Origin of the sequence: Streptomyces sp. NPDC007971 (assembly GCF_042958635.1) — a bacterium.
In the GTDB taxonomy this organism is placed as follows: Bacteria; Actinomycetota; Actinomycetes; order Streptomycetales; family Streptomycetaceae; genus Streptomyces.
This window is the reverse complement of the sequence record NZ_JBIBJK010000002.1, coordinates 560,170-587,157: the sequence shown is the minus strand read 5'-3', so window position 1 is coordinate 587,157 and position 26,988 is coordinate 560,170. Positions and strand designations below refer to the sequence as shown.

Here is a 26,988-nt window from a genome sequence, read left to right as displayed (position 1 = left end):
TGCCGGCTAGTCGTTGTTGCTGAAGATCGCCACCAGCCGCAGCATCTCCACGTAGATCCACACCAGGGTCATGGTGAGGCCGAACGCGGCGAGCCAGGCCTCGTTGCGTGGGGCGCCGTAGGCGATGCCGTCCTCGATCTGCTTGAAGTCGAGGGTCAGGAAGAACGCGCCGAGCACGATGGCGATGATGCCGACGATCGCGCCGAGCGGACCGAAGCTGCGCAGGCCGCCGTGCTCGGCGACGCCGAAGGCGACGAGCAGCAGGTTGACCGCGAGGACCAGCACGAAGGCGAGGGCGATCGCCGTACCGATGCGGGCGTAGCGGGCCGTGACGCGGATCCAGCCGGCCTTGTAGATCAGCAGGGTGGCGGCGGAGACCGCCATGGTGCCGAGCACCGCCTGGAAGGGCGCGCCGCTCCAGCGGCTGTCGTAGACCTCGCTGATGACGCCGAGGAAGATGCCCTCGAAGGCGGCGTACCCCAGGATCAGGGCGGGCGACGGGGTGCGCTTGAAGCTCTGCACCAGTCCCAGGACCATCGCGACGAGCCCGGCGCCGAAGGCCAGGGCGTAGCTGGTCGGCGAGACCGGCAGCAGCGTCCACGCGAGGACGGCGCCGACGGCGACCGTGCCGAGCGTGAGGGCCGAGCGCACGATGACGTCGTCCATCGTCATCCGGCCGGTGGTGGCGGGGGCCTGCGGCGGGGCGCCGTACTGCACGCCCTGCTGGGCGTACGGGTTCTGCGCGTAGGGGTTGCCCTGTGCGTACCCGGCCTGCGGTGCGGTGTTGAAGCCGGCGTAGCCGTTGTCGCGGCTGAACCCCCGTCGCGAGAAGACCGGGTTGCTGCTCCTCATTTCACTCCTCCATGACTGCCGTGCGCAGTCTTGGCTCAAAGAGTAATGGATTGGCAAAGGATCGACCGTAATACTTGAGGAGGATCTTTCCCTCGCCGTGCTGCGCAACACGCTAACCGGAAGGCTTGTTCCCGGCCATGACCGGGGGGAAGCCCGTGTACGCGTCGGCGAGGTCGGTTTCGGCCGCCCGGCAGGAGGCGATCCTCTCCAGCCGGGCCAGCTGGAGACGGGCGTCGAACGCGGGGGCGTCCGGGGCGCAGTGCAGCAGGGTCGTCATGTCGTAGGAGAACCGCTCGGCCTGCCAGACGCGGCGCAGGCAGGTCGCGGAGTAGGCGTCCAGGAGGTCGGGGGAACCGGTCTGCCGGGCATGGGTGAGCGCCCGGGCGAAGGTGGCGACGTCCGCGACGGCCAGGTTCAGCCCTTTGGCTCCCGTCGGCGGCACGATGTGAGCGGCATCACCGGCGAGGAAGAGCCGGCCGTGGCGCATCGGTTCGTGCACGAAGGACCGCATGGGTGTGACCGACTTCTGGGTGACGGGGCCGCGGTGCAGCGTCCAGTAGCCGTCGGTCTCCAGGCGCCGCTCCAGTTCGGCCCAGATCGCACCGTCGGTCCACTGCCCGGCCTCGGTCCCGGCGGGCACCTGGAGGTAGAGGCGCGAGACGGACGGGGACCGCATGGACGCGAGGGCGAAGCCCCGGTCGTGGCGGGCGTAGACCAGCTCGTCGTGGGAGGGCGCGACGTCGGCGAGGATGCCGAGCCAGGCATAGGGGTACGACCGCTCGAACACCCGGGACACGGCGGCCGGGAAGGCCGTTCTGGCCACACCGCGGAAGCCGTCGCACCCGACGACGTAGTCGCACTCCAGCACCGCCTCACGGCCCTGGTGACGGAAGGGCACGCGCGGCCGGTCGCCCGTCGCGTCCTCGACGGCCAGGGCCCGGGCCCCGAACAGCAGCGGCCCGCCGTCGGCCAGCTGGAGGGCGATGAGGTCCTTGCAGACCTCGGTCTGGGCGTAGACCATGACGGACCGTCCGCCGGTGCGGGCGGGGAAGTCGACGCGGTGGCGGCGCCGGTCGAAGCGCAGCTCGATCCCGTCGTGGCGCAGCCCCTCGCGGTCCATCCGCTCCCCGGCCCCGGCCGCCCGCAGCACGTCCACCGTGCCCTGCTCCAGGATGCCGGCGCGCTGACGGTGCTCCACGTACGCGCGCTCGCGGCTCTCCAGGACGACCGAGTCGATGCCCGCGCGGTGCAGCAGCCGCGCCAGCAGCAGTCCGGCCGGTCCGGCTCCGATGATCCCGACGGTGGTCCGCATCGGCTTTCCTCCGGCTGGCGCCCATCCCTTGGGTGTTCGCCTGGTGAAGTTTCCTGCACTGGTGCGTCGAGTCTGCGACGGGGGGCATGCGATGTCAATGAATCGGTGAGACCGGTGAATCGGCGAGGCTGGTGGATCGGTGAGGCCGATGAATCAGCGATGCCGGTGGATCAGTGACACCGGCGGATCAGTGAGACCGGCGGATCGGCGAGGCGGACGGATCGGCGAGGCGGATGGGTCAACGGCAGACGGCCGGCCGCCGGTTCCGCGGGTGCGCTCGCGGAACCGGCGGCCGGCTCGGGACGGGCTCGGCTCGGGTCAGTGGCCCGGCCAGCCGTCCAGGTGGCGGTGCAGGGTCACCGCCGGCTTCGCATGCTGCTGAGGGGCATGCGCGACGGCGTCGCCCAGCACCGCGGTGACCTCGGCGGCCAGCCCGTCCACGCGCTTTCGCAGCTCGGCGGCGGGCAGCGAGGAGCGGGTCAGCGCGTCGAGCCTGCGGTGGATGTCGTCCAGCCTGTGCCGACTGGCGCTGTTCAGACTGAACGGCGCCGGTGTGGAGACGACGAACTGGTAGGCACCGGCCAGGGTCTGGCAGCCGGTGCACTCCTTGTTGGCGGCGTCGCTGAGGTTGACGGCGTTCAGATGGGTGCGTTCCCCGGCGACCGTGACGATCTGGAAGGACAGTGCGACCGAGCGGCAGTGGTCGTCCACCGAACAGCCGGCGGAGACGGCGTTGGCCTGGTTGCGCACACCGACGGCGTTCACGGAGCCGAACTGCCGGACGGTGAAGGAGTCCCGGGCCTCGGTGTGGTGCGCCCGGTCGGCGTGGCTGAAGACGTGGTCCGACGTGACGGCGGCGTGCGCCGGACCGGTTGCCGCCTGGGCCGGGACGGCGGTCGCCATTCCGGCCACTCCGGCGGCGAAGACCCCTATCCGCGCGACGCGGTGGGCGAAGGGACGGCCGCTGGCGCGTTCCTTTCGATGGCTGGTCATGAGCTCTCCTGACGAAGGGTGAAGTGAGGTGTGGGCGCGGGCGCCCGGGATCACGACGACACCGGAGCCGGTGACTCGGTGGGCGGTGCCGAGGGGCTGGCCGGCGGCGACACCGGGACGCTCTCCGACGGCGTCGGCGAGGGCTCGGGCGCCGTTGCGGACGGCGTCGGCTGCGGTGCTCCCGCCGTGCCCGCGCCGGACGTCTCCGGCTGCCGGGAGCTGCTCCGGGTCGGTTTGCCGGGCTCGCCCGGTGCGGAGGAGGACGCCGACGGCGTTGCGGAGGCGCTGTCCGGCGCCCCGCCCGACGGCCCGGCGGACGCCCCCGGGGCCGATGCCCCCGGAACCGCCGACGGGACCCCGGATTCGGCGCCCGGCCGGCCCGGCGAGCCGTCGCGGCCCGTGCCCGGCGTCGACGCGTCCGGCAGCGCGGGCACGTGCGTGGGCACGCCGGGCTGCAGGATCGGGGCGATCGGCGGCTTCTTGGGCAGCGGCTGCGGGGTCACTCCGGACACCCACGCGTAGCTGAGGCCGGTCAGCCCGGCGAGCGCGAGGGCGCACAGCGCCAGCCGCAGCTGGGGCCGCCCGGCCGTGGAGCGCTTGGCGGCCCGCAGGAGCCGGCCGCCGATCTTCACGGACAGGTAGACGACGCCCGCCATCGGGCACAGCAGCATGATCGTGCCGATCGTCCCGACGAGCCCCTCGACGATCTGCCCGTGCGCGAACGCCGAGCCGGTGCCGAGGAGTTGTTCGGTCAGCGACCGCGTCATCGTGGTGAGGATCCGCGGCAGGTTCCACAGCGCGTAACCCATCTCGCCGACGATCAGCGGCACCATCGTCAGCACCCAGGCGGCGACGATGGTGCGCGCGGACTTCTTCAGCCCGGCGACCTCCGTGCGGGCCGCCCGCCCCTTGGCGCCGGGCACCAGGGAGAGAAGGATCGGCTTGATCTTGCCGTAGAGGTCCGGCACGCCGGCGAGGTCGCCCAGGATGTAGTAGCCGTCCAGCCGGACCGCCGGCATCAGCTGTTCGAGGATCTCGAAGTGCCCGAGGTAGACCGCGGCCAGGAAGAACTGCGCCCCGGTGGCGAAGTAGGCCCCGGCCATGGCCAGCATGAAGACGACGTTGAAGTACACCCCGCCCAGGTCGGTCCGGATCCGGCCGGCGCGGCCGATCCGGTAGACGTCGGTGACGTCGGTGTACATCGACGGCCAGATGAGGAAGAGCCCGCAGCCGATGCACCCGGGACGGGCGCCGCCGTATCTGCAGGCGGAGGCGTGGCCGAACTCGTGGAAGACGAGCGAGGCCACGGTGAGGACGAAGACGATCAGGATCAGCAGCGGCTGGTCCAGGACCTCCAGGACCGGCTCGATCGCCCCGAAGAAGCCGAACAGCCACACGTCCATGGCCACGGCCGCGAGCAGCACGGCGACGACGACGGCCGGCCGGTGCAGCCAGGACAGTGCCCGTGCGATCTTCGCCGTGCGGCGCTCGTCGAAGACCACCCGGTGGCCCTTGAGAGCGAGCAGCAGGTCGGAGCGCGGGGCGTCGACCTCGTCGCTCTCCTGCCCCTCGGGCACGGTCACGCCGAGCGGTTCGAGCTTGTTCTCGACCAGGTAGCGGACGTTGTCCCCGCTGACCTCGCGGCCGAACCGGGCGCTTACCCGGTGGGCGATCACGTCCGTGTCCCGGACGCCGTCGACGGACGACGCCACGAGATACAGCAGCCGCGACAGCTGCACGACCTGCCCGTCCCCCCGACGGGCGATGTACTTCGGCTCGGTGAAGCCCGAGCCCTGGTACTCGCCGTGCAGCCGCAGTCCCGCGCTGAGCCGCGGCACCGGGCGGCCCGGCACTCCGACGATCGGCACGGTGCCGGTCGTGACCTGCTCGTACGTCACCGGCCAGCCACCGGGCCCGGGCAGCGGGCCGGTGTCGTAGAGCGCGGAGGTGCCGTCTCCCAGCACCGTCATATGTGGTCTCCCCCCACGTCCTCGCCGCTTCCCCCCTGGGATGACGCCGGGGGGCGGACCGCGCCCGCGTTGTCGGTGCGGTCCGCCCCCCGGGGCCGTCGTCGCGGCGGTACCGCTACTGCTTGACGGTGATCGTCTGCGCGGCGTGCGACTGGGCGTCCGACCACGCGGAGTGGTCGTTGAGGGCGGCCGACTGGTTGTCGGCGGCGATGTTCGCGACGTGCTTGGTGACGTTGACCGTCCTGCCGAAGCTGAACTTCAGACGACCGAGGGCCTCACGGCCCGGCAGCAGCTCCGCGGACTCGCCGTCCAGCTCGCGCATGTCCATGCTCATGGTGAAGATCCTTTCCTTGGTTTCTGCGGTGGGTCGAGGTGGTGCGCGGGCGCTACTGGGTGACGCTGATGGTCTGCGAGGCGCCGGAGTCGGCCACCGACCACGAGGAGTGGTCGTTCAGGGCGGCGGACTCGTTGTGCGCGGAGATGTTCGCGACGTGCTTGGTGACGTTGACCGTCTTGCCGAAGCTGAACTTCAGACGACCGAGGGCCTCACGGCCCGGCAGCAGCTCCGCGGACTCGGCGTCGAGCTCATGGGCGTTCATCATGATCAATTCCCCCTCGGGAAAAGGCAGTTCCGGTCGGATCGAGTCAGGTTCCCCCCGGACTCTGTCCAACTTGGTCGGACGGACTGTCCAACGAGATTGGACACTAGGGCCTCGCGGCGCCGCTGCGCAACCCGTTCGGGGAATCACCCTTTCGGCAGCCCGGCTACCCGACCGTAGAATCAGCGGCGACAGGGAGGGTTCGGCCCAACGGCGAGCAGGAAGTGACCAACGGTGTCCAACGCACTGCAGCAGTTGATCCGCGAGCGCCTCGACCGAAAGAGCTGGTCATACGGCGACGTGGCACGCCGTGGCGGCGTACCCCGCTCCACCGTCCACCACCTGGCCACCACCGACCGGGTGGTCCGCATGCCCCAGGCGGCCACACTGGAGGGCCTGGCCAAGGGACTCGAACTGCCGCTCGACACCGTGCGGCGCGCCGCGGCCGAGGCCTGCGGCATCCACGTGTACGGCACCCCGGCCGCCCCGGACGCGGACGGCGCGGCCCCCCGGCCCAGCGACCCCGAGGTGGACCTGCTCATCGCCAGCGTGCAGCAGCTGTCGGTCGACGACCGGAGGCACGTCGCCGCCCTGGTGGAGTCCCTGCTGGGCCGCTCCGCGCAGCGCACGCCGGAGAACTGACCCGCCCGGACACCGCCGCCCGACCGGCCCGGACACCGCCACCGGCCACCCCGGACACCGCCGCGGGCCAGTCCGCCGACGGCACCGGCCGGTCCGGCGACCGCGGCCGTCCGGTGACCGCGGACCTACGCCGACCGCGGCCGTCCGGTGACCGCGGACCTACGCCGACCGCACGCCGGCGACCACGAATGCCCGCTCTTCGCGCCAAGTCGGAAAAAGATTTCAACTGCCCCGAAAGCACCATGATCCCCCGCTAGTCTCTCGTCCTGCCCGAGGAGCGAGAGCCGCACGACCCCGGGCTCTTTGGGGGGAACGTGTTGTTCGTGCATGGCGGGCCGACCACCGCGGTGGTCCGGGGGCCCGCCGGTGAATCGGTCGTCCTGCTCTCCGGCGAACTGCCCGAGGAGCTGACCGAGAAGGCGGTCTTCGACCTGCTGGACCTGGCCGCCGCGATCCTGGACACCGACGAGCTGGCCCTGTTCCACGCCTGCCTGCGCACCCTGCGCGCGGGCGGCCTGCGGGCGGGCCGCCGCATCGAGGTGGAGGGTGCCGTACTGACGGTCTACGAGGGGTGAGGAGGGGGTGCACCGGCCGGCTGCGCACGAGCGGCCGGCCTCGGGGTGACTGCGGCACCGCCCTTGATTCGGACACCGTGCCGATGTCCCGCACGGGGTCTCGCAGGCGCGGAAAGTGCCCGGAGCCGGACTTGAACCGGCACGCCCGCGAAGGGGCAGCGAGGTTTAAGCTCGCCGTGTCTGCATTCCACCATCCGGGCAGGCCATGGGCCCCGCTTTCGAGTTCCGAGCCTATCGGGACGCATCCCCCGAACAGCGGAACGACGGAGCGATGTTGTCTTATTTTATTGACTTCTGAGCGTGCATCAGCCGGGGAAACGCGCCATCAGCACTTGCCAATAGCCTGGCGTGGCACGGGTGTGCGCGTACGTGGAATGACGGAATTTCACCTACCGAACGAGGGCGCTCCACCCGTTCTCGACAAGGCGGTCTCGGGGGCGCCCGTCCTCCCCAGGTATGACACGGACCCGCTCCGTCCGACCGGAGTCTCCCCCCGGAACGGGAACTGCGGCTGACTTCACGGGCACCTTCGGCCGGGACGATGGATCCGTCCCCACGAACCGATGTCGTCCCGACAGGAGCACCCTCCCGTGACCACCACACCCATCGCAGGCCGGACCACGGCCGTGGCCGCACGCGCCACCGAGCTGTCGAAGATCTATGGGCAGGGTGAGACCCGGGTGGTCGCCCTGGACCAGGTCTCCGTCGACTTCCGGCAGGCCGAGTTCACCGCGATCATGGGCCCGTCCGGTTCCGGCAAGTCCACGCTGATGCACTGCGTGGCCGGTCTGGACAGCTTCTCCTCCGGGTCCGTGCGGATCGGCGAGACCGAGCTGGGCTCCCTGAAGGACAAGCAGCTCACCAAGTTGCGCCGGGACAAGATCGGCTTCATCTTCCAGGCCTTCAACCTGCTGCCGACGCTGACCGCGCTGGAGAACATCACGCTGCCGATGGACATCGCCGGCCGCAAGCCCGACAAGGCGTGGCTGGACCAGGTCATCCAGATGGTCGGCCTGTCCGGACGCCTGACCCACCGGCCCTCGCAGCTCTCCGGCGGCCAGCAGCAGCGCGTCGCCGTGGCCCGCGCGCTCGCCTCCAAGCCCGAGATCATCTTCGGTGACGAGCCGACCGGAAACCTCGACTCGCGCTCCGGCGCCGAGGTGCTGGGCTTCCTGCGCAACTCCGTGCGCGAGCTGGGCCAGACGGTGGTCATGGTGACCCACGACCCGGTGGCGGCGGCGTACGCGGACCGCGTGGTCTTCCTCGCGGACGGGCGGATCGTGGACGAGATCCACGCCCCGACGTCCGACGCCGTGCTCGACCTCATGAAGCAGTTCGACGCGAAGGGCCGTACCAGCTGATGTTCCGCACAGCCCTGCGCAACGTACTCGCGCACAAGGCCCGGCTCCTGATGACCGTGCTCGCCGTCATGCTCGGCGTGGCGTTCGTGTCCGGGACCCTGGTCTTCACCAACACCATCTCCGACGCCTACCAGAAGAGCTCCGCCAAGGGCTTCGACCACGTCGACGTCTCCATCAGCCCCAAGCACCAGGACTCCGAGGGCGACCGGGTCGGCAAGACCCCCGAGCTGACCCAGGCGCTGGTCGACAAGGCCGCGAAGGTCCCGGGCGCCGCCTCCGCGACCGGTGTCGTCACCGGCTTCACCGCGATCGCCGGCAAGGACGGCAAGCTGGTCGGCGGCGACTGGCAGTCCGAGGGCGGCAACTACTGGGGCACCAAGGACGCCCGTTACCCGCTGACGAGCGGTCACGCCCCGCGCGGCAAGGACGAGGTGCTGATCGACTCCAAGACCGCCGAGCGCGCCGGCTACAAGGTCGGCGACACGGTGCACCTCTCCGTCGACGGCCCGGTCCTCACCCCGCGCATCAGCGGCATCTTCACCACCGACGACGGCAACGTGGCCGCCGGCGGCAGCCTCGCGCTGTTCGACACACCGACCGCGCAGGCGCTGTTCAACAAGAAGGGCTCCTACGACGAGATCGACGTGGAGGCGGCGTCGGGAACCAGCCAGACCGCGCTCAAGTCCACGCTGGACAAGGCTCTGCCTTCGCACCTGGTGGAGAGCACGACCGGCAAGCGGCTCGCCGACGACCAGGCGAAGATGATCTCGTCCTCGATGAGCGGTCTGAAGCAGGCCCTGCTGGTGTTCGCCGGCATCGCCCTGTTCGTCGGCACGTTCATCATCGCCAACACCTTCACCATGCTGGTCGCCCAGCGCACCAAGGAACTGGCCCTGCTGCGGGCGGTCGGCGCCTCCCGCCGGCAGGTCACCCGCTCGGTGCTGATCGAGGCGTTCGTGGTCGGCACGGTCGCCGGCGTGACCGGTCTGGTCGCGGGCATCGGCATCGGCGCGGGGCTGCGGAGCCTGCTGGGCTCCTTCGGGGCTGCCATGCCGGACGGGCCACTGGTGATCACGCCGGGCACCGTGGTGTCCGCGCTCGCCGTCGGCATCGTCATCACCGTGCTGGCCGCCTGGCTGCCGGGCCGCCGGGCCGCGAAGATCCCGCCGGTGGCGGCGATGAGCAGCGTGCACGCCAAGGCGACCACCAAGTCGCTGGTGCTGCGCAACACGTTCGGCGCGCTGTTCTCCGCGGCCGGCATCGCCGTGGTCCTCGCGGCCACGTCGATGGACGCCGACGCCGCCCAGGGCCCGATGGGTCTCGGCGCGGTCCTGCTCATCATCGGCGTGTTCATCCTGACCCCGCTGCTGTCCCGCCCGCTGATCGCGGCCGCCTCGCCGGTGCTGCGCCTGTTCGGCGTCTCGGGCAAGCTGGCCCGCCAGAACTCGGTGCGCAACCCGCGCCGTACGGCGGCCACGGCCTCCGCGCTGATGATCGGCCTGACCCTGATCACCGGGATGACGGTGATGGCGGGCAGCCTGCAGACGGCGATCGACAAGATGGCCAGCTCGGCGGTCCGCGCGGACTACATCGTCTCGATGGCCAACCGCTCGCCGCTCTCCCCCGAGGTGGCGAAGAAGATCGCCGCCACCGACGGCGTCACCGCCAGCAGCCCGCTGCGCAACGCGGAGTCCCGCATCGGCGGCCAGACCGAGTTCCTGACCGGCGTCAACGGCTCGGTGATCGGCGAGCTGACGGACCTCAAGGTGCAGGACGGCACGTTCAAGGTCGACGGCACGCACGTCGTCGTGGACAAGGACCGCGCCAAGGACTACGGCTGGCGGGCCGGATCCCGGTTCACCGCGCACTTCGAGGACGGCAAGGCGCAGAAGCTGACGGTCGCCGGGATCTACGAGGGCAACGAACTGCTCAACGGGATCATCGTCGACAACAAGGACGTCACCCCGCACCTGAAGGACCCGGCCGACATGCAGGTCATGGTCAAGACGGCGGACGGCGCCTCCGACGCGGTCAAGACGAAGCTGGAGAAGGCCCTCGGCACCAACCCGGCGATCAAGGTCCAGGACAAGCAGGACATCTCCAACGGCATCGCGAAGATGTTCACGACGATGCTGAACATGCTCTACGGCCTGCTCGGCATGGCGGTGATCGTCGCGGTCCTCGGCGTCATCAACACCCTGGCCATGTCGGTCTTCGAGCGCTCCCAGGAGATCGGGATGCTGCGCGCGATCGGCCTGGACCGCAAGGCGGTCAAGCGGATGGTCCGCCTGGAGTCCCTGGTGATCTCCCTGTTCGGCGGCGTGCTCGGCATCGGTCTGGGCGTGTTCTTCGGCTGGGCGGCCGGTGAGCTGCTGGGCACCAAGATGGCGACGTACGAACTGGTGCTGCCCTGGGTCCGGATGGCGGTCTTCCTGCTGCTGGCGGCGGGGGTCGGCGTGCTGGCCGCCCTGTGGCCGGCCCGGCGCGCGGCCCGGCTGAACATGCTGGCGGCCATCAAGGCCGAGTAGCACGGACGGCCACGACAGGCCCCGCTCTGCCTGCGCAGAGCGGGGCCTGTGCCGTGTTCAGCCGTGCCAGGTGCGGGGGCGCAGCGGCAGGCCGGAGGCGCCCGCCTCGGGGGTGCGGACGGCCAGCACCTGGTTGACCCCGATGCGGTTGCGCTCGAAGGCGAGCGCGCAGGCGGCCATGTACAGCCGCCAGACGCGGGCGCGGCCGGGGCTGGTGAGGCGGACGGCGCGGTCCCAGCCGGCCTCCAGGTTGGCGACCCAGCGGCGCAGGGTGTGGGCGTAGTGCTCGCGGATCGACTCCACGTCCCGGACCTCGAAGCCGGCGCGCTCCAGCTGGGTGACGGTGGTGCCGAGAGGGGCGAGTTCGCCGTCCGGGAAGACGTAGGCGTCGATGAAGCGGTCGGTCTCGTAGGCCGATTCGTCGCGCTGCGGGCGGCGGGCGATCTGGTGGTTGAGCAGGCGTCCGCCCGGCTTCAGCAGGGCGTGGAGGGTGCTCGCGTACTCCAGGTAGCGTTCGGCGCCGACGTGCTCGGCCATGCCGATGGAGGAGATCGCGTCGTAGGGGCCGTCCGCGACGTCCCGGTAGTCCTGGACCCTGATCTCCACCCGGTCGGCCAGGCCCTCGTCGGCGACGCGCTTGCGGGCGTAGACGGCCTGTTCCTGGGAGAGGGTGATGCCGACGACGCTCACGCCGTGCTCCCGCGCCGCGTGCAGGGCCATCGAGCCCCAGCCGCAGCCGACGTCCAGCAGCCGCCGGCCGGGCGTCAGGCCGAGCTTGCGGCAGACCAGTTCGAGCTTGTCGCGCTGGGCCGACTCCAGGGTCGCGTCCTCTTCGACGGCCCCCCAGTATGCGCACGAGTAGACCATCGACGGGCCGAGGACCATCTCGTAGAAGTCGTTGCCGACGTCGTAGTGGTGGCTGATGGCCCGCTTGTCGCTGTGCCGGGTGTGCAGATGGCGGCGCCTGCGGACCTCCTCGCGCGGCGGGGCGGGCGGGACGGGCGGTCCGAGGAGCTTGAGCAGTTCGAGGGCGGCGGCCCGCACCTGCGGGTCGCGCACGGCCTGGGCGAGACCGCGGGCGTCCTCCCCCCTCTCCCAGACCAGTCCGGCCATGGCGTCGAGCGCGGTGTACAGGTCGCCCTCGATGTCCAGGTCGCCTGCGACCCAGGCGCGGGCCAGGCCAAGCTCGCCCGGTTTGAACAGCAGTCGGCGAAGGGCGCGGCGGTTGCGGATGACGAGGGCCGGTGCTCCTGGCGGCCCGGCCTGGGAGCCGTCCCAGGCGCGGATCCGCAGCGGGAACGGCATTCCCAGCATCTGCTCGGCAACCCTTGTCAGCCGCGACGCGGCGTCGGCCATGGCGCACACCTCCAAGACGACGATCCCGGATGTCCGTTCACCACGTAAGCACCGACGGTCGCCCTGCGCAGTCCCGCAAAGGGGTTGTGGCGGGTGTTTTTTCCTCCGTGCCGGCGACGGGTCACGACGGGGGATTCCGGCGGTGCCGCACCGGCCGTCACCACCGGACGTCACCACCGGACGTCACCGCGCCGGGAACTCCCCCGCGGCGCCGGGGAGTCCCCGCAACGCCGAAGGACCCCCTGCACCACGGATGGCAGGGGGTCCTTCGGGTGGATCAGCGACCGTCGCAGGTCAGGAGGCCTTGGCCTTCTCGGTCTTCGCGGCGGCGACCGGCGCCGGCTTGGCGGCCTCGTAGAACTCCTCGCGGGGGTTCTCCATGGCGCCGAGCGAGACGACCTCGCGCTTGAGGAACATGCCGAGCGTCCAGTCGGCGAAGACGCGGATCTTGCGGTTCCAGGTCGGCATCGCCATGCCGTGGTAGCCACGGTGCATGTACCAGGCGAGGCGGCCCTTGAGCTTGATCTTCATCTTGCCCATGACGATCATCGCGACGCCCTTGTGCAGGCCGAGACCGGCGACCGCACCCTTGTTGGCGTGGCTGTAGTCCTTCTGCGGGAAGCCCCGCATGCCGGAGACCACGTTGTCGCCGAGGACCTTGGCCTGGCGCAGCGCGTGCTGGGCGTTCGGCGGGCACCAGGCGTTCTCGACGCCGGCCTTGCGGGCGGCGACGTCCGGGACCTGGGCGTTGTCGCCCGCGGCCCAGATGTAGTCCGTGCCCTGGACCTGGAGGGTGGGCGCGCAGTCGACGTGGCCGCGCGGGCCCAGCGGGAGGCCGAAGCGGGACAGCGCCGGGTTGGGCTTGACCCCGGCCGTCCAGACGATCGTGTTGGAGTCGACCTCGAGGCCGTTCTTCAGCACGACGTGGCCGTCGACGCAGGAGTCCATCGAGGTGGAGAGGTAGATCTCCACGCCGCGGCTCTCCAGGTGCTCCTTGCCGTACTGGCCGAGCTTGGGGCCGACCTCGGGGAGGATCTTGTCGGCGGCGTCGACGAGGACGAAGCGCATGTCCTCACGGGACACGTTCTTGTAGTACTTGGCCGCGTCGCGGGCCATGTCCTCGACCTCGCCGATGGTCTCCGCACCCGCGAAGCCACCGCCGATGAAGACGAAGGTGAGCGCCTTGCGGCGGATCTCCTCGTCGGTCGTGGAGTCGGCCTTGTCCAGCTGTTCGAGGACGTGGTTGCGCAGGCCGATGGACTCCTCGATGCCCTTCATGCCGATGCCCTGCTCGGCGAGGCCGGGGATCGGGAAGGTGCGGGAGACCGCGCCCATCGCGATGACCAGGTAGTCGAAGGGCAGCTCGTACGCCTCGCCCACCAGAGGGGCGATCGTGGCGACCTTGCGGTCCTGGTCGATGGTGGTGACCCGGCCGGTGAGGACCTCCGCCTTCGGCAGCACGCGTCGCAGCGGGACGACGACGTGGCGAGGGGAGATGCTGCCGGCGGCGGCTTCGGGGAGGAAGGGCTGGTAGGTCATGTACGACCGGGGGTCGACGACCGTGACGGTCGCCTCGCCGTAGCGCATCTTCTTGAGGATGCGCCGAGCTGCGTACAGGCCTACGTACCCACCGCCTACTACGAGGATCCTGGGACGCTCCGTGGTGCTCATGCCATCGAGTATCCACCCGCCTCGACAGGGGTGCTCGTGCGCCCCTTCACAAGGTCCGACAGACCCTGTGCTAAACTGCGCGGCCCGCGTGACGCAGGTCATGGCGACGAGAGTGAACCATGAGGTGGTCTGACCCGTTGTCAAGGCCGCGTGAGCTGCCGCTCTGGGCAACCGGGGTGCTCGTGAGCATCGCGCGACACCCCCGGAACAACGCCTTCCGGGCCCCTCTCACACCTGCCGTCTGAACATGTTCAAACGACTCGACGGCCCTCGGAAGGGCCAACCGGCCCCGTTTCTCGGCCCCGCGCGACCAAATTCCTTGTGAAGAACTTCACGAACTTTTCCGACCGGCCGCCACCGAGGGGCCCCTGAGGGCCCCTCACTCCCGCTCAGACGTTATCCGACCTGCTCAGCCGACGGCTACTGGCCAGTAACAAAAGAGAGCTACGCCACCGACCACGCGATGCCGTCGAGGATGTCGTGCTCGCTGACGACGACCTCCCCGGCCCCGGTGCGCTCCATGATCGCGAGCAGCACGAGCGCGCCCGCACCGATGACGTCGACGCGGCCCGGGTGCATGGACGGGATCGCGGCACGTTCGGCGTGTGTGGAACGCAGCAGCAGCTCGGTGATCTCACGGACGCGCTCGCGCGAGATGCGCGAGTGGTGGATGCGCTCGGAGTCGTACGCGGCAAGATCCTGGGCGATCGCGGACACGGTGGTCACCGAGCCGGCGAGGCCGACCAGGGTGCGCGCCTCGCGCAGCGGGACCGTCTCCTCGGCGAGGTCCAGGGCGGCCTCGATGTCGGCCCTCATGGCGGCGATCTGCTCCTCGGTGGGCGGGTCGCTCACCTTGCCGTCCTGCACCAGGTGCCGTTCGGTCATCCGCACGCAGCCGACGTCCACGGACCGCGCGGCCCGCACCCGGTCCTCGCCCACGACGAACTCGGTGGAGCCGCCGCCGATGTCCACCACCAGGTAGGGCCTGGCGAGGTCGTCGCGGCCCTTGAGCTCCTTCGTCGCCCCGGTGAAGGAGGACGCGGCCTCCTGGTCCCCGGTGATGACCTCGGGCTCGACACCCAGGATGTCCACGACGCCGCGCACGAAGTCGTCCCGGTTCTCGGCGTCCCGGGAGGCGGAGGTGGCGACGAACCGCACCTTCGTGGCGCCCAGTTCGCGGATGACGTCCGCGTACTCACGGCACGCCGCGAAGGTCCGCTCCAGCGCCTCGGGCGCCAGTCGGCCGGTGCGGTCCACGCCCTGGCCGAGCCGCACGATCGTCATGCGCCGGTCCAGCTCCAGCAGCTCGCCGGTGGCCGGGTTGACGTCCGCGACGAGGAGACGGATGGAGTTCGTGCCGCAGTCGACGGCGGCGACGCGGGTGAATCCCTCGACGAGCAGGGGCCGGTGGGCGAAGAAACCGCTGCGGACCTCGGCGGGGTCGAACACCGCGCCCTGCTCGCCCGGGTGCTCGTCCGCCGGATCGGGCGCCTGGAGCGGCTGGACGCACGGACCCTTGCGCCACCACTCGGGCAGCATGGCGATCGCCTCGTCACCGAGGGGGTTCACGCCCGGTCCCGCGGCCAGCGAGTGGCCCACCAGGACGTGCAGGCACTTCACGCGGTCCGGCATGCCGCCCGCGCTCGGGAAGCCCTCCAGGACCTCGATCTCGTCCCGGCGCCGGATGTAGTCCTCGTGCGCGGCCCGGTAGGCGGCGGCCAGCTCGGGGTCGCTCTGCAGCCGCTCGGTCATCTCCTTCATGACGCCGTTCGCCTCCAGCGTGCCGATCGCGGAGGCCGCGCGCGGGCACGTCAGGTAGTACGTCGTCGGGAAGGGCGTGCCGTCCGGCAGCCGCGGGGCCGTCTCCACGACGTCCGGCTGCCCGCACGGGCACCGGTGCGCGATCGCCCTGAGCCCGCGCGGCGGACGCCCGAGCTGCTGCTTGAAGGCCTCGACGTCCGCGTCGGTCGGCTCGGTGTGCGGAGTGGGCGGCGGAGGCGTTTCCATGACTGTTTCTTCAGCTGTCTTTCTGTCGGTTCACTGGTCGGAGGCGTCGGACTTGTCGACGCCGTCCCAGACGTTCGCGTACCAGGGCCGTTGGGCGGCCCCGAGGCCGGCGCGCGACTGCTTGGCCGCACCCGGGTCGATCACGGTGTACCCGGTCTCGCCGGGCTTCACATAGTGCAGCCGGCGACGGATCTGCTGCTCCGCATAGGCGTCGTCCTGCCAGCGCGCCTTGAGGTCGCGCAGCTGCTCGACACGCTCGCGGGCCTGCCGCTGCTGCCGCTGGACGTCGGCGATCTCGGCGCGCTGGGAGACGTACTGCCGCATGGGATAGGCGAGGGCGACGATCAGCGTGCACAGCACCAGCGCGAGCAGCGCGGCCCGGCCGGTGAGACGGGAGCGGCGGGCCTGCCGCTTGGTCTGGGAGCGGTAGACCCGGGCCGCGGTCTGCTCGCCGAGCAGCCTGAGCCTGGTCGCGGTGGAGAACCGGTCCCGGCCCGTCATGACAGCTCACCTCGCCTCGTCGCTCCGGCCGCCCGCTCACCGGCCGGGGGTCCGGGGGGTGCCCAGGGGCAGCTCAGCACGGCCATCTTCCCCGCCTCCCGTCAACACGCGCGTACGTCCCCGGACACGGTACGGGACCGGGTACGGGGACGTACGTAGGACTGGCTGGGACGTGGCCCGGGAAGGGTCGGCCCCTGCCGTGTCGATGGTCCGCGGAGCGGACCTGCGGGAACGCTCAGCCCTTGAAGCGGGGGAAGGCGGAGCGGCCCGCGTAGACCGCGGCGTCGTCGAGGATCTCCTCGATGCGCAGCAGCTGGTTGTACTTGGCGACGCGCTCCGAGCGGGCCGGGGCACCGGTCTTGATCTGGCCGCAGTTGGTGGCGACGGCCAGGTCGGCGATGGTGACGTCCTCGGTCTCGCCGGAGCGGTGGGACATCATGCACTTGAAGCCGTTGCGCTGGGCCAGCTCCACGGCGTCCAGGGTCTCGGTCAGCGAGCCGATCTGGTTGACCTTGACCAGCAGGGCGTTGGCGGTGCCCTCCTCGATGCCGCGGGCCAGACGCTCCGGGTTGGTGACGAACAGGTCGTCGCCGACCAGCTGGACCTTGTCGCCGAGCTTGTCGGTGATGACCTTCCAGCCGGCCCAGTCGTCCTCGAACAGCGGGTCCTCGATGGAGACGAGCGGGTAGGCCGCCACCAGTTCCTCGTAGTACTCGGTCATCTCGGCGGCCGAGCGGGACTTGCCCTCGAACTCGTACTTGCCGTCCTTGTAGAACTCGGACGCGGCGACGTCGAGCGCGAGCGCGATCTGCTCGCCGGGGACGTAGCCGGCCTGCTTGACGGCCTCGAGGATGAGGTCGAGGGCCTCGCGGTTGGAGCCGAGGTTCGGGGCGAAGCCGCCCTCGTCGCCGAGACCGGTGGACAGGCCCTTGCTCTTCAGGACCTTCTTGAGGGTGTGGTAGACCTCGGTGCCCCAGCGCAGGGCCTCGGAGAAGGACTCCGCGCCGATCGGGGCGATCATGAACTCCTGGATGTCCACGTTGGAGTCGGCGTGCGAGCCGCCGTTCAGGATGTTCATCATCGGCACCGGCAGCAGGTGCGCGTTCGGGCCGCCCAGGTAGCGGAAGAGCGGCAGGTCGCTGGCCTCGGAGGCGGCGTGGGCGACGGCGAGGGAGACACCCAGGATGGCGTTGGCGCCGAGGGAGCCCTTGTTGTCGGTGGCGTCCAGGTCGAACATGGCCTGGTCGATCAGGCGCTGCTCGGTGGCGTCGTAGCCGACCAGCTCCGGGCCGATCTGCTCGATGACGGCGAGGACGGCCTTCTCCACGCCCTTGCCCTGGTAGCGGTTCGGGTCACCGTCGCGCAGCTCGATGGCCTCGAAGGCACCGGTGGAGGCGCCGGACGGGACGGCGGCACGACCCGTGCTGCCGTCGTCGAGGCCGACCTCGACCTCGACCGTGGGGTTGCCTCGGGAGTCCAGGATTTCCCGGGCTACGACGACGTCGATGGACGGCACGAGCATCTCCTTCATGGATGTGACGCTGGTTGTGCGGGGCGGGTGCGCCTTGCGACTAGAGCCTAACCGTCCCGGGGGCGTCGGCCATCGACCGACCGCCCCGTGGACAGGGAGACGGTACCTATTGTTCACCCTCGGAACAAAGAGGCTTCCGGATGAGGTCCGGCTGAAGAGTGGGGAAACGGAGCGGCGAGCCGGGCCGGGAGAACAAACAACCCCGCCCCGGCGCGTACGGGGGAACACGCGCCGGGGCGGGGAGCCCGTGGGGACGGGGGGTGACCCTCACGAGGCCTTCGGAATGGGGGCCGGCCTTGTGAGAGCGCTGTGGTTCCGGTGGGAACCCGGTGTCACTTCAGGTGCAGCTGCTGACCCGGGTAGATGAGGTTGGCGTCCTCGACGATGTCCTTGTTCAGCTCGAACAGCTTCTGCCAGCCGCCCTTGACGCCGTGCTTCTCGGCGATGGTGCTGAGGGTGTCGCCCTTGACGACCTTGTACTCGCCGTCGCCCTTCTTGACCTTCTTGCCGGTCGGGGTGGTGACGGTCTTGCTCGGGGCCGGGCGCTCGGCCGAGCGGGAGGCGGCCTGCGTGTCGGTGGAGCGCGAGGTCGTGCTCGGCGCGGCGGGCTTCGCCGGGGCGGGCTTCGCCGGGGCGCTCTTCGACTCGGTGGTGGGGGCGGAGCCGCCGTAGGGGGTGCTGGACAGCCCCGTGCCGCACACCGGCCAGGCGCCCTTGCCCTGGGCGGCGAGGACCTTCTCGGCGACGGCTATCTGCTGCGCCTTGGTGGCCTGGTTGGCCTGCGCGGCGTAGGCGGTGCCGCCGTACGCGGCCCAGGTGGAGGCGGAGAACTGCAGGCCGCCGTAGTAGCCGTTGCCGGTGTTGATGGACCAGTTGCCGCCGGCCTCGCACTGGGCGACCGCGTCCCACTCGGAGGCGGTGGCGGCGGAGGCGTTGCCGGCCGCCATCAGCGGGGCGGCGACGACGGCGCCGGTGACACCGGCGAGCGCGATGACCCGGGTGGCCTTGGACGGACGACGGTGCTTGCCCTTGCCGGAAAACAGCATGGATCGATCCCCTCACCGACGCCTGCGAGGTGAGCTGTCGGGTTCGGGCCGGTTGAGTTGCCCGGCCGCACCTCCTGGAGAGGCACGGCTTCACCCCCAGCCGGTTCCAGCAGTCTCAACTGCCGGGCCCGGCACTTACCTTGGGTCCCCCGCTCCTGCCTACGGCGCATGACGCGACGACTGTTCCCGGGCAACCGCTGGCAGGACTCGGCGTTGCGACTGCCGGGGCTCGTGGTGACGAGCGGCCTCGACCGTAGCCATGCGCTCGGCGGAATTTCAAAGACGATCAGGGCTTCTGAGACTCATCCCACACTTTCGCCAAACCGGACATTAGGCATGAAGCGGGGCGCCAACTCCCGCTACTTTCCGCCCTTTTCCGCACCGATATTCAGGGTCTGACCGGGAGTGATGTCGTTCGGGTCGGCGCCGATGGCCTTCTTGTTCTCGGCATACAGGCCGCACCATCCGCCGTCGACGTCAAGGGAGTCGGCGATGGAGACGAGGGTGTCGCCCTCACGAACGGTGTAGGTGCTCGCGTCACGGGAGGCGTGACGGCCCAAGGAGGCATCGCTCCGACCGTCTGTGGTCGCGCTTTCGTCCGCGCTCCCGCCGCGGTGACGTCCGCCGCTGCTGAGCGCGCCGGTGTCGACCAGGCTCCAAGAGCCATCGATCTGCCCGGAATTGTCCGGGTCTTCTCCGGCGGGGTCCGCGGTGGGCGAGTCGCCCCCCTGCTCGCCCTGAGAGCCGGGCGAGGAGGATTTGTCGGACTTGGGGGTTTCATCGGTCTTGTCGGAGCCATCGGAACCGGCTTGCTTACCGGTGCTCGGGGACGGCTTGGCGTGCGCACCCGAGGAGGAATCGGACGAGGGCGACGAAGACGATGAATCCGGCAGACCGGAAGAGTCGGAAGAATCGCCGGAGTCGGACGAGTGCTTGGACTGGGAGGAGTGGTCGGAGCCCTGGGCGTCCGAGCCCTGCGCGTCGGAGCCCTGCGCGTCCGAACCCTGCGCGTCGGAGCCCTGCGCGTCGGAGCCCTGCGCGTCGGAGTCGCCGAGGCCCGTGTCGACGTTCACGGAGCCGGAGTTGGAGGTCAGGCCGGAGAGCAGGGCGCAGGTGGCCCACGGGGTGGTGCCCCGGTCGGCAAGGATCTTCTCGGCGACGGCTATCTGCTGCGAACGGCTGGCCTGGTCGGCGCTGTAGGCGTACTCCGAGCCGCCGTACGCGTTCCAGTCGTCCTGGGATATCTGCAGGCCGCCGTAGTACCCGTTGCCGTTGTCCGCGCTCCACGAACCCCCGCTCTCGCACTGGGCCACCTTGTCCCATGTGGTGCCGTCGGCCGCGTTGGCGCTCGCGGCGCCGAGGAGCGGGATGGCGATGGCGGAGCCGGTCACTCCGGCCGCGACGAGGAGAGCCGGAGCCTGGCGGGGGCGACGGTGACGACCGTTCCCGGTGAGCATGCGGAAGCCTTTCGTGCGACAACGGGACCGGCGTGGCAGGTGAAGCTGGGCGCCACGCTGATGGGTGAACGTATAGGCAGACGATCACTTGTCACAAGTTAATGCCGCGTAGATCACGTGAAGATCACAAAATTGATGTCTGCCGGACGTGCCCGGGCGGGCGTGATCACGGGACGGGCGTGAACTCCACGGGCAGCGTGCGCAGACCGCGCATGATGAGCCCGCCGCGCCAGCGCAGGTCGGCCGGGTCGGCCGCGAGCCGCAGGTCGGGGAGGCGGGTGAGAAGGGTGGCGAGGGCGGTCTGGCCTTCCAGCCGGGCGAGGGGGGCACCGAGGCAGTAGTGGATGCCGTGGCCGTAGCCGAGATGCTGGTTGTCCTTGCGGGACAGGTCCAGCACCTCCGGGTCGGCGAACCGCTCGGGATCGCGGTCGGCGGCGGCGAGGACGACGAGCACGGGGTCCCCGGCGGCGATGTCCTGGCCGCCGATGGTCAGCGGCCGGGTGGCGAACCGCCAGGTGGCCAGCTCCACGGGGCCGTCGTAGCGCAGGAGTTCCTCGACACCGGTCTCCAGGAGGTCCCGCTCCCCGCAGGCCAGCGACGACTGCAGCCGGCGCCGCTGCCCGGGGTGGGTGAGCAGGGCGTAGGTGCCGTTGCCGATGAGGTTGACGGTCGTCTCGAAGCCGGCGAAGAGAAGGATGAAGGCCATGGCGGCGGCCTCGTTCTCGGTGAGGTGCTCGCCGTGGTCGGAGGCGCGGATGAGGCCCGAGATCAGGTCCTCGCCGGGCGCGGGCTCGGCGGGCAGTGCCTCGCGCTTGCGGTGGATCAGGTCGGCGAGATAGCCGCGCATCTTCTTGACGGACCGCGCGACCCCGCCCCTGGGTCCTCCCCCGTGCCGGATCATCATGCCCGCCCAGTCCCGGAAGTCGTCCTGGTCCTCGCGCGGGACGCCGAGCAGGTCGCAGATGGCGTAGATGGGCAGCGGGAAGGCGAACTCGTGGATGAGGTCGGCGGAGCCCGTCCCGGCGAACCCGTCGATGAGGCGGTCGGTCAGCTCCTGCACCCGGGGCGCGAACTCGGCGACACGACGGGGCGTGAACGCCTTGCTGACCAGGCGGCGCAGGCGCGTGTGGTCCGGCGGGTCGATGTTGAGCAGGTGCGTCATCAGCTCGGCCTTGCGCTCACCGGGGATGCCGGTCTTCCCCTTGGCGTGCTCGGGCTCGGCATGGTGCGCGGGATTCTTGCTCAGCCGCTGGTCGGCGAGGGCCTGCTTGGCGTCGGCGTACCGCGTGACCAGCCAGGCCTCCACCCCGCTGGGCAGCCGGGTCCGGTGCACGGGTGCGTGCTCGCGCAGCCAGGCGTAGGCGGGGTAGGGGTCGGTGGCGAACTCCCAGGTGAAGAGGTCGGGGGCCGTCGGGGGGTGGGGCTGGTCCATCACTCCTCGACCGTATCCGGCTTTTCACCGAAGGCCGCTTCGCTCCTGCCGCCCGCTGCGGGCACGCCTTCCGTCGCCCGGATGGCGTCCCGGTACGCCCGCGCCGCCGCCCTCAGGGCCGCCTCCGGGTCCACCCCGTCCGCCTCGGCCCGCACCGCGAGCGCCAGCAGTTCGTAGCCGATGCCCTCGCCCCGGGGCAGGGGGACGTCCAGCTCCGCCGTACGGGCGCGGGAGGCGAGCTTGGCGGCGAGGGCGAGGCCGGGCTGGCCGAGGGGAACGCCCTCGGTGACCGAAGTGCGGCGCTTCTCCTCGGCCTTGGTGCGCAGCCAGTGCTCCTTGACGTCCTCCGGTGTCTCGGCCCTCTCGTCGCCGAAGACGTGCGGATGGCGGTGGATGAGCTTGGTGACGATGCCGCCGGCCACGTCGTCGACGGAGAACGGCGCGTCCGGGTGCTCCTCGGCGATGCGGGAGTGGAAGACGACCTGGAGCAGGACGTCGCCCAGCTCCTCCCGCAGCTCCTCGCGGTCGCCGGCCTCGATCGCCTCGACCAGTTCGTAGGCCTCCTCGATGCCGTACTTCGCCAGCCCCTGGTGGGTCTGGCGGGACGACCAGGGGCATTCGACGCGGATGCGGTCCATGACCTGGACGAGGTCGAGGAGGCGGGCGCCGGGCAGGTCGTAGGAGGCGGGGAGCAGCTCCAGCTCGGGCATGCGGACGCGGCCGCTGCCGGCCAGGCGGGCCAGACCGTCGGTGAGGGCGGGCTCGCCCTCGCCCGTGGCCACGACCACCGCCGTCCGCCCGCCGGCGCAGAGGTCGACCAGCTCCTGGGCAGCGGGAGACGCCTCCGCCACGGATATCCCGGCCTCGCGCAGATACGGCAGCTGCGGATGGGCGCCGTCCGCGCACAGCACGGCGTCGGCGGTGCGCAGCGCCTGCCAGGCGGGCCAGGACAGCAGGCCGGGCGCGACGCGGTGGCTGGTGGTGAGCAGGACGATGCGGCCGGGGGCGGCGTCGGGGCTGGTTTCGTTCACGCTCCGAACGTAACCCACGGCGCACAGGCGGGGGCTCGGTTGTCCACAGGGCCGGAAGCTTCTGTGATCGTATGACCGATGATGTGGGGCCCTGCCTCTACGCCTGCTGTTGCTGCGTCCCCGTGGTGACCTCGCGGACCCACGGCGTCTTCGCGTCCACGCGGCTGCTCTTCTGCACGTCCCAGGAGCCGTAGCGCGGGTTGAGGTCGACGTGGAGTTCCGCGGAGGCCTGGGACAGGGCCTTCCAGAAGGCGGGCTGTGTGGTGTCGGTCCCGAGCTTCGCGGCGAGCTTCTGCGCCTCGATCTGCAGGCGGAGGTTGTCGTCCAGGCGCCGGGGCGCGATGCCGTACTTCTGCAGCCAGGCCGTCTGGAGTCCCTGGGCACCCCCGGCCTGCTGCTCCAGGCCGGCGCGCATCTCCATGACCTCCTTGCGGGTGACGGAGATGCCCTCGTCCTGCGCGGCACGGTGCAGCACCCGGTCGAGGACCATGTTGTGCAGGGTGTCGCGGGTCAGGCCGGAGGTGGAGGAGAGGACCTGCTGGTACTGGGTGTCGTCGGACACGGCGGCGCGCTGCGCCTTGCGGACCTCGTCGACCCTGTTCTCCAGCTGTGCGACCGTGATCCGCTGCCCTCCGACGACGGCCGCGGCGCCCGCGTGCGCTTCGTTTCCGCAGGCGGACAGGAGAGGTGCCGCGGCGGCGATCGCGGCGGACAGGACGAGCGCGGTGCGACGGCGGCGGTGCAAGGAAGCCTCCTGAGGAGATTGTGCGACGGAGCACAAAGTCTTGCGGTGATCGATGGTAGGCAGCGGCCAAGCTCTGGCCAACCCATTCGACCAACGATTCCTCGGGTGTTCTGGTACCGCCCCGTCGCCCGGCCGCTCAGCTCCGCTCGTTCACCGCCCGCTCCCGGCCGCCGGCGGCGGCCGTCAGCCGGTGATGGCGACAGTCAGCCGGTGATGGCGACGGGCGCGTCCCACGCGTCGCGGTCGACGGTGAGGGTGACGCCGCCGTGCGACTCCTTGCTGTTCACCATGTACTGGTGGGCGCGGCTGTGACCGGTGAACTGGGTGGATCCCCAGGGCCAGTCCGTCGTGGTGGTGTTCTTGCTGTCCCACAGGGCGTACCAGAGGTTGCCGGGCAGGTCGGTCTTGTCGCTCGCGGTGGCGACGGCCTTGGCGCTGGAGCTGGTGAAGCCGTAGAAGCCGGCCCGGTACGTCTTGGCGTGCAGCTGCTTGTCGAAGGCGCGGACGTAGGTGAGCACGGCGTCGTTGCACGACTTGTTCGTCGTGTCGTACGCCTCCATGTCGAGGTAGACCGCGCTGCCGGCCTTCATGCCGAGCGCGGTCGCCTTGGCCACCGCGTCGTTGGCGTCGGTGGTGCCGAGGGAGGCGGCGGTGGCGGCGGTGAGCTTCTCCGGGTTGGAGCTGTTCTGGCACGGCGGCTGGGCGCCGACGTAGAGCGGTATGAGCTTCCAGCCGAGGGAGCTGACCGACTTCACCCAGGAGGCGGTGAGGTTGGGCTGGCTGCAGCCGCGGTTCTTGCCGCCGACGTAGACCGCCGCGGCGCCGTAGAACCCGGTGTGCCAGGCCTTCATGGTGGACAGCGAGGGCGCGGTGCAGGTGTCGAAGGCGCGGCCCGTGAACGTCTTCTGCGCCGGCCAGGTGGTGGCGGCCATCGAGGTCTGCGCGGCAAGGCCGGCCCCGGCCACGGCTGCGGTCCCCGCCACCGCCCACGTGATGTATCTGCGCTTCTTCGACTGGCGATGGCCGGCCATGTCCCCACCCCTGATGTGTGTCGCCTGATCTTCGGCGAACAGTAAAACCTATCCGCGCACCTGCCCCAGCCACTGCAGAGTGCGCCGGATGTCGGTGGCGAGGGGATGTCCCGGGCCGTGCAGCCGCTCCACGTCCATCAGCAGCCTCGCGAGCGTGTCGTGGGCGGCCGGCCGGTCGCCGAGGGCGAGCAGCAGATGGCCGATGCGTCGGCGGACCTCGTGGGCCAGCTGCGGATCACCGGAGACGTACTGGTTCTCGTAGTACGGCAGCAGCGCGCGGTACTCGGCGAGCGCCGCCGCCGGTTCGCCCAGCTGCTCCAGGCACTGCGCGGCCTCGTAGCGGAAGCGCAGCGACTGCGGGTCGGCCTGGCCGGCCTCGGCGGCGCGTTCGTCGGCGAGCCGGCGCAGTTCGGGCAGTGCGCGCCGGTACTGGCCGTCGTCCATGAGGGTCGCCGCGTACTGCTTGCGCAGGGTGCGCACGACCGGGGAGTGCTCGCCGTGCTGTTCGGCCGCGGCGGGCAGGATCGCGCCCAGGATGTCGACGGCCTGGGTGATGCGCCCTTCCCCCAGGAGGCGTTTGACCTCGTCGACGGCGGCGGCGACATCCGGTTTACCGGTCACCGGCGGCGCTGGCGCGACGGGGGCGGGCTGGGGCGCGGGCGTGCGCGCCCGGTCCGGCCATGGGGCGTGCGGACGCAGGAAGGGGCGCGTGGGGTCCAGGGGCGCCCCCGTGGGGGTGCCGCGCGCGGGCAGGAGCGGCGCCAGGTCCTCGTACACCTCCTGCGCGGACGCCGGCCGCTGTTCCGGGTCCTTGGCGAGCAGGCGCAGGACGAGGGTTTCCAGCCCCTCCGGGACCTCGGGGCGGATCCGGCGCACCGGCAGCGGGGGCTCGTACAGGTGCCGGTGCAGCACCCCGAGCGCCGTGGAGCCCGAGAACGGCACGTCTCCGCTGAGCAGTTCGTGCAGCAGCACCCCGAGCGCGTACAGGTCGGTGTACGGGCCGACCGCGCCGCCCATCGCCTGCTCGGGCGCCATGTAGGCGGGCGAGCCGATCGGGGAGCCGGTGTGGGTGAGGCGGGTGGTGTCCGTGTCCATGACGGAGGCCACGCCCAGGTCGAGGACGGTGACCGTGCCGTCCTGCTTGACCATCACGTTGCGGGGCTTCAGGTCGCGGTGGATGATCGGCACGGCGTGCACGGCGCTCAGCACGGCGCACAGTTGCGCGGCCACCGCCACCGCCCACTGCCACGGGTACGGGTCGTGCTCCGCGAGGTGGTCGGAGAGGTCCGCGCCGTCGACGTACTGCATGACGAGGAACAGCTCCTCGCCCTCGCTGCCCGCGTCGTGCACGGTGACCAGGCCGGGGTGGTCGACCTGCGCGGTCACCCGGCACTCGCGCACGAACCGGCGGCGCAGCTCGTCCGCCTCCTGGCCCGCCACCTTGTCGGGGCGCAGCAGCTTCACCGCCACGCGCCGGTCGAGCCGCTGGTCGTACGCCGTCCACACCTGGCCCATGCCGCCCTGGCCGATGAGCGTGGACAGTTCGTAGCGGCCGGCAACGACACGTCCTGTCGCCACGGTCACCTTCCGCCCTCGTGGTGGCCCTCTTGCATGCCTTCGTTCCGGCCGTCGGGGTGGCCGTCGTGCTTGCGCAGGTAGTCGCTCAGCTCGTCCAGCTCCGCCCGCACCTGGTCGATCCGCGCGGGCGCGGGGCGCTGCGGCGGCAGGGTGGGCGGCGGGGGCTGAGGCACCGGGGTGTGCGGCACCGGGGCCGGCCGTATCGGGGGCGGGGTGTGCGGGCCGACCGGCACGGTCGGCGCCGGCGATGCGGTGTACGGGTTCGCGGGCCCCGGGTAGCCGTACGCCGGCGCCGGTCCCCGTGCCGCGTACGCCTGCTGCTGCAGCATGAAGTGGCGGATCTCCGCGACCAGGTAGTACGCCATGGCGCCCACCAGCGTGCCGAGCAGCAGGAACAGGCCCAGGTAGCCGCTGGTGGTGTGGATCTCGTCCCCGGGCTCGCTCGCCAGCAGCACGATGCTGAGGATGTCGAGGACCAGCACCGTCACGAACAGTCCCCAGTCCAGGGCCTTGCGCGTGACCGCGGCCAGCCGCAGCGGCATCACCCAGGCCAGGAAGCCGATGCTGAAGAGCCCGAGCGCCACGAACAGCACGCGCAGGAAGACCAGCCACGCGGTGTGCGGCGGCTGCTTCACCGGCTGTCCGTGGCCGTGGCCTTGCATGGCTGCTCCTGTTGCCTGAAGTGGGCGTACGGATCCGCCCGGCGTGCGCCGCGGTCGGGCAACGCCGGTGATGCGATTGTCGCTTCGAGCATATGGCCCGGCACGGGC

General features: G+C 70.9%; 23 protein-coding genes, 1 tRNA gene, 1 pseudogene and 1 riboswitch. Of the genes and pseudogenes, 4 read left to right on the top strand and 21 right to left on the bottom strand.

Annotated elements, in window-relative coordinates; genetic code table 11:
- Window positions 1-6 precede the first annotated feature (6 nt).
- From ACFZCP_RS06460 to ACFZCP_RS06435, 6 genes are all read right to left on the bottom strand, one after another.
- Window positions 7-852, bottom strand: coding sequence for a Bax inhibitor-1/YccA family protein (locus tag ACFZCP_RS06460; RefSeq protein ID WP_391424576.1), 846 nt, complete (start codon window positions 850-852; stop codon window positions 7-9).
- Window positions 853-964: 112 nt separating this feature from the next.
- Window positions 965-2,164, bottom strand: coding sequence for a 4-hydroxybenzoate 3-monooxygenase (locus ACFZCP_RS06455; RefSeq protein WP_391424574.1), 1,200 nt, complete (start codon window positions 2,162-2,164; stop codon window positions 965-967).
- A gap of 318 nt (window positions 2,165-2,482) precedes the next feature.
- Entirely contained in the window at window positions 2,483-3,157 is a 675-nt protein-coding gene (locus ACFZCP_RS06450; RefSeq protein ID WP_391424572.1) for a hypothetical protein, read from the bottom strand.
- 50 nt (window positions 3,158-3,207) lie between these two features.
- Window positions 3,208-5,127: a hypothetical protein gene (locus tag ACFZCP_RS06445; RefSeq protein WP_391424570.1), complete on the bottom strand. Its 1,920-nt coding sequence runs from the start codon at window positions 5,125-5,127 to the stop codon at window positions 3,208-3,210.
- A 115-nt stretch (window positions 5,128-5,242) separates the two neighbouring features.
- On the bottom strand, window positions 5,243-5,461 hold the full coding sequence (locus ACFZCP_RS06440) for a hypothetical protein (RefSeq protein WP_391424569.1): 219 nt from the start codon (window positions 5,459-5,461) through the stop codon (window positions 5,243-5,245).
- A gap of 52 nt (window positions 5,462-5,513) precedes the next feature.
- Entirely contained in the window at window positions 5,514-5,729 is a 216-nt protein-coding gene (locus tag ACFZCP_RS06435; RefSeq protein WP_391424567.1) for a hypothetical protein, read from the bottom strand.
- Between the two features lie 231 nt (window positions 5,730-5,960).
- Here ACFZCP_RS06435 and ACFZCP_RS06430 point away from each other — a divergent pair, with 231 nt between their 5' ends.
- Complete coding sequence (locus ACFZCP_RS06430; protein ID WP_391424564.1) at window positions 5,961-6,368, top strand: helix-turn-helix domain-containing protein; 408 nt, start codon at window positions 5,961-5,963, stop codon at window positions 6,366-6,368.
- Between the two features lie 323 nt (window positions 6,369-6,691).
- Entirely contained in the window at window positions 6,692-6,943 is a 252-nt protein-coding gene (locus tag ACFZCP_RS06425) for a hypothetical protein (protein ID WP_362697384.1), read from the top strand.
- A gap of 116 nt (window positions 6,944-7,059) precedes the next feature.
- Here ACFZCP_RS06425 and ACFZCP_RS06420 read toward each other — a convergent pair.
- Window positions 7,060-7,143: transfer RNA gene (locus ACFZCP_RS06420), tRNA-Leu, on the bottom strand.
- Window positions 7,144-7,533: 390 nt separating this feature from the next.
- Between ACFZCP_RS06420 and ACFZCP_RS06415 the strand changes: the two genes are divergently transcribed.
- Both ACFZCP_RS06415 and ACFZCP_RS06410 read left to right on the top strand, forming a co-directional pair.
- A complete protein-coding gene (locus ACFZCP_RS06415; RefSeq protein ID WP_362697387.1) occupies window positions 7,534-8,304 on the top strand; it encodes an ABC transporter ATP-binding protein in 771 nt (256 codons plus the stop codon).
- On the top strand, window positions 8,304-10,832 hold the full coding sequence (locus ACFZCP_RS06410) for an FtsX-like permease family protein (protein WP_391424562.1): 2,529 nt from the start codon (window positions 8,304-8,306) through the stop codon (window positions 10,830-10,832). The genes ACFZCP_RS06415 and ACFZCP_RS06410 overlap by 1 nt, the downstream gene beginning before the upstream one ends.
- Before the next feature lie 57 nt (window positions 10,833-10,889).
- Here the strand turns inward: ACFZCP_RS06410 and ACFZCP_RS06405 are convergent, their stop codons facing one another.
- The 14 genes and pseudogenes from ACFZCP_RS06405 to ACFZCP_RS06340 form a co-directional block, all read right to left on the bottom strand.
- Window positions 10,890-12,188, bottom strand: a complete 1,299-nt coding sequence (locus tag ACFZCP_RS06405; protein WP_391424559.1) for a class I SAM-dependent methyltransferase — start codon at window positions 12,186-12,188, stop codon at window positions 10,890-10,892.
- Between the two features lie 294 nt (window positions 12,189-12,482).
- Complete coding sequence (locus ACFZCP_RS06400) at window positions 12,483-13,859, bottom strand: NAD(P)/FAD-dependent oxidoreductase (protein WP_362697396.1); 1,377 nt, start codon at window positions 13,857-13,859, stop codon at window positions 12,483-12,485.
- 444 nt (window positions 13,860-14,303) lie between these two features.
- On the bottom strand, window positions 14,304-15,260 hold the full coding sequence (locus ACFZCP_RS06395; RefSeq protein ID WP_391424728.1) for an exopolyphosphatase: 957 nt from the start codon (window positions 15,258-15,260) through the stop codon (window positions 14,304-14,306).
- 204 nt (window positions 15,261-15,464) lie between these two features.
- Window positions 15,465-15,866: pseudogene (locus tag ACFZCP_RS06390) on the bottom strand (DUF501 domain-containing protein); the annotation flags it as partial.
- Between the two features lie 30 nt (window positions 15,867-15,896).
- Window positions 15,897-16,367 carry a septum formation initiator family protein gene (locus ACFZCP_RS06385; RefSeq protein ID WP_391424556.1) on the bottom strand — a complete coding sequence of 157 codons (471 nt, stop codon included), beginning with the start codon at window positions 16,365-16,367 and terminating at the stop codon, window positions 15,897-15,899.
- 235 nt (window positions 16,368-16,602) lie between these two features.
- A complete protein-coding gene (gene eno / locus ACFZCP_RS06380; RefSeq protein WP_362697441.1) occupies window positions 16,603-17,889 on the bottom strand; it encodes a phosphopyruvate hydratase in 1,287 nt (428 codons plus the stop codon).
- A 341-nt stretch (window positions 17,890-18,230) separates the two neighbouring features.
- Window positions 18,231-18,944 (bottom strand): transglycosylase family protein, encoded by a 714-nt coding sequence (locus ACFZCP_RS06375; RefSeq protein WP_391424554.1) that lies wholly within the window; start codon window positions 18,942-18,944, stop codon window positions 18,231-18,233.
- Window positions 18,945-18,948: 4 nt separating this feature from the next.
- Window positions 18,949-19,121: riboswitch (cyclic di-AMP (ydaO/yuaA leader) on the bottom strand.
- Window positions 19,122-19,303: 182 nt separating this feature from the next.
- A complete protein-coding gene (locus ACFZCP_RS06370) occupies window positions 19,304-20,401 on the bottom strand; it encodes a transglycosylase family protein (RefSeq protein WP_391424552.1) in 1,098 nt (365 codons plus the stop codon).
- 166 nt (window positions 20,402-20,567) lie between these two features.
- Entirely contained in the window at window positions 20,568-21,836 is a 1,269-nt protein-coding gene (locus tag ACFZCP_RS06365; protein ID WP_391424550.1) for a cytochrome P450, read from the bottom strand.
- The gene (locus tag ACFZCP_RS06360; RefSeq protein WP_362697411.1) at window positions 21,833-22,864 is read right to left on the bottom strand and encodes a nucleoside triphosphate pyrophosphohydrolase; all 1,032 of its coding nucleotides are present in this window, start codon (window positions 22,862-22,864) and stop codon (window positions 21,833-21,835) included. The genes ACFZCP_RS06365 and ACFZCP_RS06360 overlap by 4 nt, the downstream gene beginning before the upstream one ends.
- Before the next feature lie 97 nt (window positions 22,865-22,961).
- A complete protein-coding gene (locus ACFZCP_RS06355) occupies window positions 22,962-23,609 on the bottom strand; it encodes a SurA N-terminal domain-containing protein (RefSeq protein WP_391424548.1) in 648 nt (215 codons plus the stop codon).
- Window positions 23,610-23,812: 203 nt separating this feature from the next.
- Window positions 23,813-24,640: a glycoside hydrolase domain-containing protein gene (locus ACFZCP_RS06350; protein ID WP_391424545.1), complete on the bottom strand. Its 828-nt coding sequence runs from the start codon at window positions 24,638-24,640 to the stop codon at window positions 23,813-23,815.
- A 48-nt stretch (window positions 24,641-24,688) separates the two neighbouring features.
- Entirely contained in the window at window positions 24,689-26,182 is a 1,494-nt protein-coding gene (locus ACFZCP_RS06345) for a protein kinase (protein ID WP_362697444.1), read from the bottom strand.
- 38 nt (window positions 26,183-26,220) lie between these two features.
- Entirely contained in the window at window positions 26,221-26,880 is a 660-nt protein-coding gene (locus ACFZCP_RS06340) for a hypothetical protein (protein ID WP_391424543.1), read from the bottom strand.
- Window positions 26,881-26,988: the final 108 nt, after the last annotated feature.